Below are 4,368 nucleotides of genomic sequence, written 5' to 3' on the forward strand. Positions count from 1 at the left end.
GCTGGACTACGGGATACTGAGCGGGTGGAGATAGGGGAGTGGCTACGGGTTGACGGGCAGGCGGATCGACCGCTGTTCGACCAGCTCCGCACTCAAATCATCGAAGCGATCCGAACCGGGACGCTGCCGCCCGGTGCGCGGTTGCCCACGGTGCGTGAACTGGCCGGCGATCTGGGTCTGGCGATCAACACCGTGGCCCGGGCATACCGTGAGCTGGAGACGGCGGGCATCGTCGAAACCCGCGGGCGATTCGGGACATTCGTCGCCCGCGCAGATCCCGCAGACTCCGCCATGGCCGCCGCGGCCGGGGCCTATCTCGACGTCGCGCGCTCACTGGGACTCGGCAAAGCCGAGGCGCTGCGCTACCTGGAGGTCTGCGCCGACGACTGAGCGGCCAGGATGGTGCGGACGTCGGCGAGACCCGCATCGGTCAACGCGGTTGCCGCGTCGGCCATTGTGACGTTGCGGTCGCCGACGTTGACGACGCGCAGAAGCGCCGCGTACTGGGTCATGAGCGCGATGGTGGCGACCCGGTCGAATTGACCCTGTCGAATTGACCCTGCCGGGTCGGGCCGTAGGCTTTCGACATGGGGCGCCATGTTTTCGACGACAAACTGCTGGCCGTGATCGCGGACAATTCTCTCGGCGTGCTGGCCACGCTCAAGCGGGACGGGCGGCCGCAGTTGTCCAACGTGTCGTATTACTTCGACGCCCGCAATGCCACGATCCAGGTGTCGGTCACCGAGCCGCGGGCCAAGACTCGCAACCTACGCCGTGACCCGCGGGCGTCGCTGCTCGTCAGCTCCGACGACGGCTGGTCCTACGCCGTTGCCGAGGGCACCGCAACGCTGACCCCGCCGGCCGCCGCACCGGGTGACGACACCGTCGAAGCGCTGATTGCCTTGTACCGCAACATCGCCGGTGAGCACCCGGATTGGGACGACTACCGGCAGGCGATGGTGACCGACCGCCGCGTGGTGTTGACGTTGCCGATCGCGCACGTCTACGGGATGCCTCCGGGCCTGCGGTGAATCCCGCTGAACCGCGGCGGGCGCGCTAGACTACGAACTATGGCTGGATCGATTTCGGGGGCCGAGTCGGCGTCCGTACCTGCGGACGACAACAAGCGCAAGTTCCGCGAAGCGCTGGAAATCAAGAATGCGAAGTCGTCGGGCGCTGCCGATCACAAGGACTCCAGCGCCAAGGGGACGCGCGCGCACGGCGCGGCGGGAAACCATCGGGAGTTCCGCCGCAAGAGCGGCTAGCCGGCAACCTCCTTCTCGTCGGCCGTAGCCATGCCGAAAAATGCTGCCGGAACAACGAATTCGACCGCGGTCAGCACTTCCTGGAACCAATGCGGTCGCCCATTGCTCACCAACGAGATCACCCGCCCGAGTCCGCTTACAAACATCAGCCCGGCCAGCAGGCGCACGTCCGTCGCGCGAATCGGCGACCTGCGGGCCGCTCCCAGCCAGGCCAGCCCGTAGCCGGCGAAGTACGCCGCGTAGAAGCGTTCGCGCGAATCGACCGTCGCGTTGGCGTCCGCCGCGCCGGGAACGGCTAGACTCCCGGGCATGTCGCAGCTCACCACAGACCCGGCCGTTCTCGCCAGAGAGGCCGCTAACTTCGAGCGAATCAGCGACGAACTCAAGAGCGTCATCGCCAAGGTTGAGCAGGTCGCTAACGAGCTCGAAAGCCATTGGCAGGGCGCAGCGGCAAAAGCTGCCCAAGGTGCTATCACCCGGTTCCACGAAGGGGCGTCCGCCCAGGTTCAGCAGCTCAACTGGATCTCCACGAGCATCCAGACCGCAGCATCGCGGTACGCAGGGACCGACAGCGACCAGTCAGGGCCGCTAGCGTCTGCTATGCGCCTCAACGGCGAACGTAGGACGTCGTTCCCCGACCACACGATCGCGGACGGACAAAAAGCCAGCATCACCGCATCTCCCTCTGTCGGTAGCGCCGTGAGTCACGGGAGCGGCAGGGGTGTGCAGATGGCCGGCCATGGATTTAAGTCCGATGCGCCGTCGCCTGACGAGTCCGCCGCCACGGCCCAAGGCGGAACGGCGGTTCACCGACAACCCCTGCCCATGGCGTCAGCGCCGCCGACTGCCATTGGGCCCAAATCCGATCCGAGTAAACACGACCCGAAGCCAGGAGAACTCGAAGAGGACGTCGGTAAGGTCGCAGCTGGCATCGGCGGGGACCTTCTCCTGCCGGAGGCAGCCGGCGTCAAAGGGCCGCTGTCCATCGGTGAGAATTTACTGGAAGGCAAGCCCCCGTCTCCGGGCGACGGCCTCAAGACCGCCACCGGCGCGTTCGGTGGTTTCGAATTGGCCAAGTCGGGCCTGGAAGACGCCATCCACGCGAATCCGCCCGCGATGAAACCCGATTTCATAGATGACTGGATCCACGGCAGGCCGCGCTTTTGGGAGGACGGCACCGGACAACCAACCCGGTGAAGGAGAGTCAGCTATGACTTACTGGATTGCCATGCTGTTGCTGGTAGCGGCGCTCGCTGTGCCGTCAAGGGCGGCGTCGGCAATCCTCGCTGTTCTAATGCTGGTCATGTTGATCTGCCGTCCGGCTATCGACAGGCGGTGGAAAGCATTCCGTAATCGGCGGCACCAGCCGGGTCAATTGAGACGGTGAGCTGGCAGTTCAAGTACGTAAATAGGGCTTAGCGAGGGGCTCTGTCGGCCCCGGTCAGCCTCTCACGCCCCTGTAGCTCTCACCCATCTCTGAGGCGTAGTTGGCCACTCCCCGGCGTCGTGTACCGACGATTACCTCGGCGCGCTGGCGGTCTCTTACGGCGACTCAGCGCCGCGCCGGAGGGACGTATCGACGCCACTGGCCGACGCGCTCGGCAAGCCGGTGCCGACCGCGAAGGGTCACGTCATGGGGGCTCGTCACAAGAGATTCCCGACCGAAGCCGCAGGGGGCAGAGAAGGCGGCAAAGCGACCGACAAGGCTCGCGCCGTCGCCGCCGCCACTTGACACCTAACGACACGGTGACGGGACACCGAGCCGTGTGATTGGGTAGAGCGGTGACCGTCAAACTCTGCCTGGCGCAGGACACCGACGCCGATCAACTCCTGACCGAGAACCCGTTGGCGCTCGTGGTCGGCATGCTGCTCGACCAGCAGGTGCCGATGGAGACTGCGTTCGCCGGCCCCAAGAAGATCGCCGACCGGATGAACGGTTTCGACGCGGCCCGGATCGCCGACTGCGACCCGGACAAGTTTGCCGCGCTGTGCTCGGAAAAGCCTGCGATACACCGTTTTCCGGGCTCGATGGCCAAGCGGGTCCAGGCGCTGGCGCAGATCGTCGTGGACCGCTACGACGGTGACGCAGCCGGGCTCTGGACCGCTGGCGATCCCGACGGGCCCGAGTTGCTGCGACGACTCAAGGGGTTGCCGGGATTCGGCGAGCAGAAGGCGCAGATCTTCCTTGCCTTACTCGGCAAGCAGTATGCGGTGACGCCGAAAGGCTGGCGGGCCGCGGCGGGCGAATTCGGCAACGCCGGCACCCACGTGTCGGTGGCCGACATCGCCGACGCAGGCTCGCTGGAGAAAGTCCGTTCGTACAAAAAGCAGATGAAGGCAGCCAAGAAGGCAACAACAGGGAAGGCGACATCGTGAAGACACATCTGAACTGTCCGTGTGGCGAGGCGATCATCGGCAAAGACGAAGACGAATTGGTCGAGCTGACGCAGGCCCACTTGGCCAGTGCGCACCCCGGTCTGGAGTACGACCGGGACGCGATCCTCTTTATGGCCTACTAGCGGGCTGGTGTTTTTCGCGCGGCGGTCTGCGGGAGTTTCGGATCCGACACATTTCTGATTCGACCTGACACGGCCCACGCCGGCCAGCTAGTGACGCAGGCGATGATGGCAAAGACTGTGACACTGCGATTGTCCGACAGTGCCTACCAAGCGGTGAAGCAGTATGCCGAGGCGGACCAGAAGTCGATGAATGCGTGGATCGAGACCTTGCTCGACGCCGAGGACATGCGGCGACGCTGCGACGCCCATGACCGGTGGACGCGAGAACATCCCAACGCTGCTGCATTCGGCGAGGCGTGGGCCGATCGGAATCTTGACGAGTTGACGAAACGTTGATATCGCCGCGCCGCGGGGACATTTGGGCCACGAGCAGGGGAGCCGAGGTGCTTGTCATCTCCTCGACCGTCTACAACGAGATTCCCAGTGAGCCGATCGTCATCGTTGTGCCGATATTCGGCCACGACCCCGATACTGGGTTCGGCGTGCCATTGGGCGACGGTGTGTGGGCGGCCCCTGTTTTGTCACCAGCTTGCGAAAGACCGCTCTCGGTGAGTTTCCGCCGTCGTGTCGACATTGCGGCGCTC

General features: G+C 64.9%; 9 protein-coding genes and 1 pseudogene. 8 read left to right on the forward strand and 2 right to left on the reverse strand.

What is annotated here, in order from left to right:
• Window positions 1–24: 24 nt before the first annotated feature.
• Entirely contained in the window at window positions 25–390 is a 366-nt protein-coding gene (locus ABDV69_RS16040) for a GntR family transcriptional regulator (RefSeq protein WP_343576138.1), read from the forward strand.
• Here the strand turns inward: ABDV69_RS16040 and ABDV69_RS16045 are convergent.
• Window positions 390–512: pseudogene (locus tag ABDV69_RS16045) on the reverse strand (DUF1697 domain-containing protein); the annotation flags it as partial. The gene ABDV69_RS16040 and the pseudogene ABDV69_RS16045 overlap by 1 nt on opposite strands.
• 75 nt (window positions 513–587) lie before the next feature.
• Between ABDV69_RS16045 and ABDV69_RS16050 the strand changes: the two are divergent.
• Both ABDV69_RS16050 and ABDV69_RS16055 read left to right on the forward strand, forming a co-directional pair.
• Window positions 588–1,031, forward strand: coding sequence for a PPOX class F420-dependent oxidoreductase (locus tag ABDV69_RS16050; RefSeq protein ID WP_343576128.1), 444 nt, complete (start codon window positions 588–590; stop codon window positions 1,029–1,031).
• Between the two features lie 39 nt (window positions 1,032–1,070).
• On the forward strand, window positions 1,071–1,265 hold the full coding sequence (locus ABDV69_RS16055; protein WP_343576130.1) for a DUF5302 domain-containing protein: 195 nt from the start codon (window positions 1,071–1,073) through the stop codon (window positions 1,263–1,265).
• On the opposite strand, the gene ABDV69_RS16060 is transcribed toward ABDV69_RS16055, so the two are convergent.
• The gene (locus ABDV69_RS16060; protein WP_343576131.1) at window positions 1,262–1,576 is read right to left on the reverse strand and encodes a DUF4345 domain-containing protein; all 315 of its coding nucleotides are present in this window, start codon (window positions 1,574–1,576) and stop codon (window positions 1,262–1,264) included. The two genes, ABDV69_RS16055 and ABDV69_RS16060, sit on opposite strands and share 4 nt — an antisense overlap.
• On the opposite strand from ABDV69_RS16060, the gene ABDV69_RS16065 reads away from it, so the two are divergent.
• The 5 genes from ABDV69_RS16065 to ABDV69_RS16085 all read left to right on the forward strand — a co-directional run.
• Complete coding sequence (locus ABDV69_RS16065; protein WP_343576132.1) at window positions 1,575–2,462, forward strand: WXG100 family type VII secretion target; 888 nt, start codon at window positions 1,575–1,577, stop codon at window positions 2,460–2,462. The two genes, ABDV69_RS16060 and ABDV69_RS16065, sit on opposite strands and share 2 nt — an antisense overlap.
• Window positions 2,463–3,047: 585 nt before the next feature.
• Window positions 3,048–3,641 carry an HhH-GPD-type base excision DNA repair protein gene (locus tag ABDV69_RS16070; protein ID WP_343576133.1) on the forward strand — a complete coding sequence of 198 codons (594 nt, stop codon included), beginning with the start codon at window positions 3,048–3,050 and terminating at the stop codon, window positions 3,639–3,641.
• On the forward strand, window positions 3,638–3,784 hold the full coding sequence (locus ABDV69_RS16075) for a DUF1059 domain-containing protein (protein ID WP_343576134.1): 147 nt from the start codon (window positions 3,638–3,640) through the stop codon (window positions 3,782–3,784). The genes ABDV69_RS16070 and ABDV69_RS16075 overlap by 4 nt, the downstream gene beginning before the upstream one ends.
• A gap of 102 nt (window positions 3,785–3,886) precedes the next feature.
• Complete coding sequence (locus ABDV69_RS16080; protein ID WP_343576135.1) at window positions 3,887–4,120, forward strand: hypothetical protein; 234 nt, start codon at window positions 3,887–3,889, stop codon at window positions 4,118–4,120.
• Between the two features lie 47 nt (window positions 4,121–4,167).
• On the forward strand, window positions 4,168–4,368 hold a 201-nt coding region (locus tag ABDV69_RS16085), incomplete at its 3' end, for a MazF family transcriptional regulator (protein WP_343576136.1).

Source organism: Mycobacterium sp., assembly GCF_039583785.1.
Classification (GTDB): domain Bacteria; phylum Actinomycetota; class Actinomycetes; order Mycobacteriales; family Mycobacteriaceae; genus Mycobacterium.

What these genes read in the sequence shown, in the direction of transcription:
- ABDV69_RS16050 (WP_343576128.1), top strand. Translation starts at nt 588, where the DNA reads ATGGGGCGCCATGTTTTCGACGACAAACTGCTGGCCGTGATCGCGGAC.
- ABDV69_RS16055 (WP_343576130.1), top strand. Translation starts at nt 1,071, where the DNA reads ATGGCTGGATCGATTTCGGGGGCCGAGTCGGCGTCCGTACCTGCGGAC.
- ABDV69_RS16065 (WP_343576132.1), top strand. Translation starts at nt 1,575, where the DNA reads ATGTCGCAGCTCACCACAGACCCGGCCGTTCTCGCCAGAGAGGCCGCT.
- ABDV69_RS16060 (WP_343576131.1), bottom strand. Translation starts at nt 1,576, where the DNA reads ATGCCCGGGAGTCTAGCCGTTCCCGGCGCGGCGGACGCCAACGCGACG.
- ABDV69_RS16080 (WP_343576135.1), top strand. Translation starts at nt 3,887, where the DNA reads ATGATGGCAAAGACTGTGACACTGCGATTGTCCGACAGTGCCTACCAA.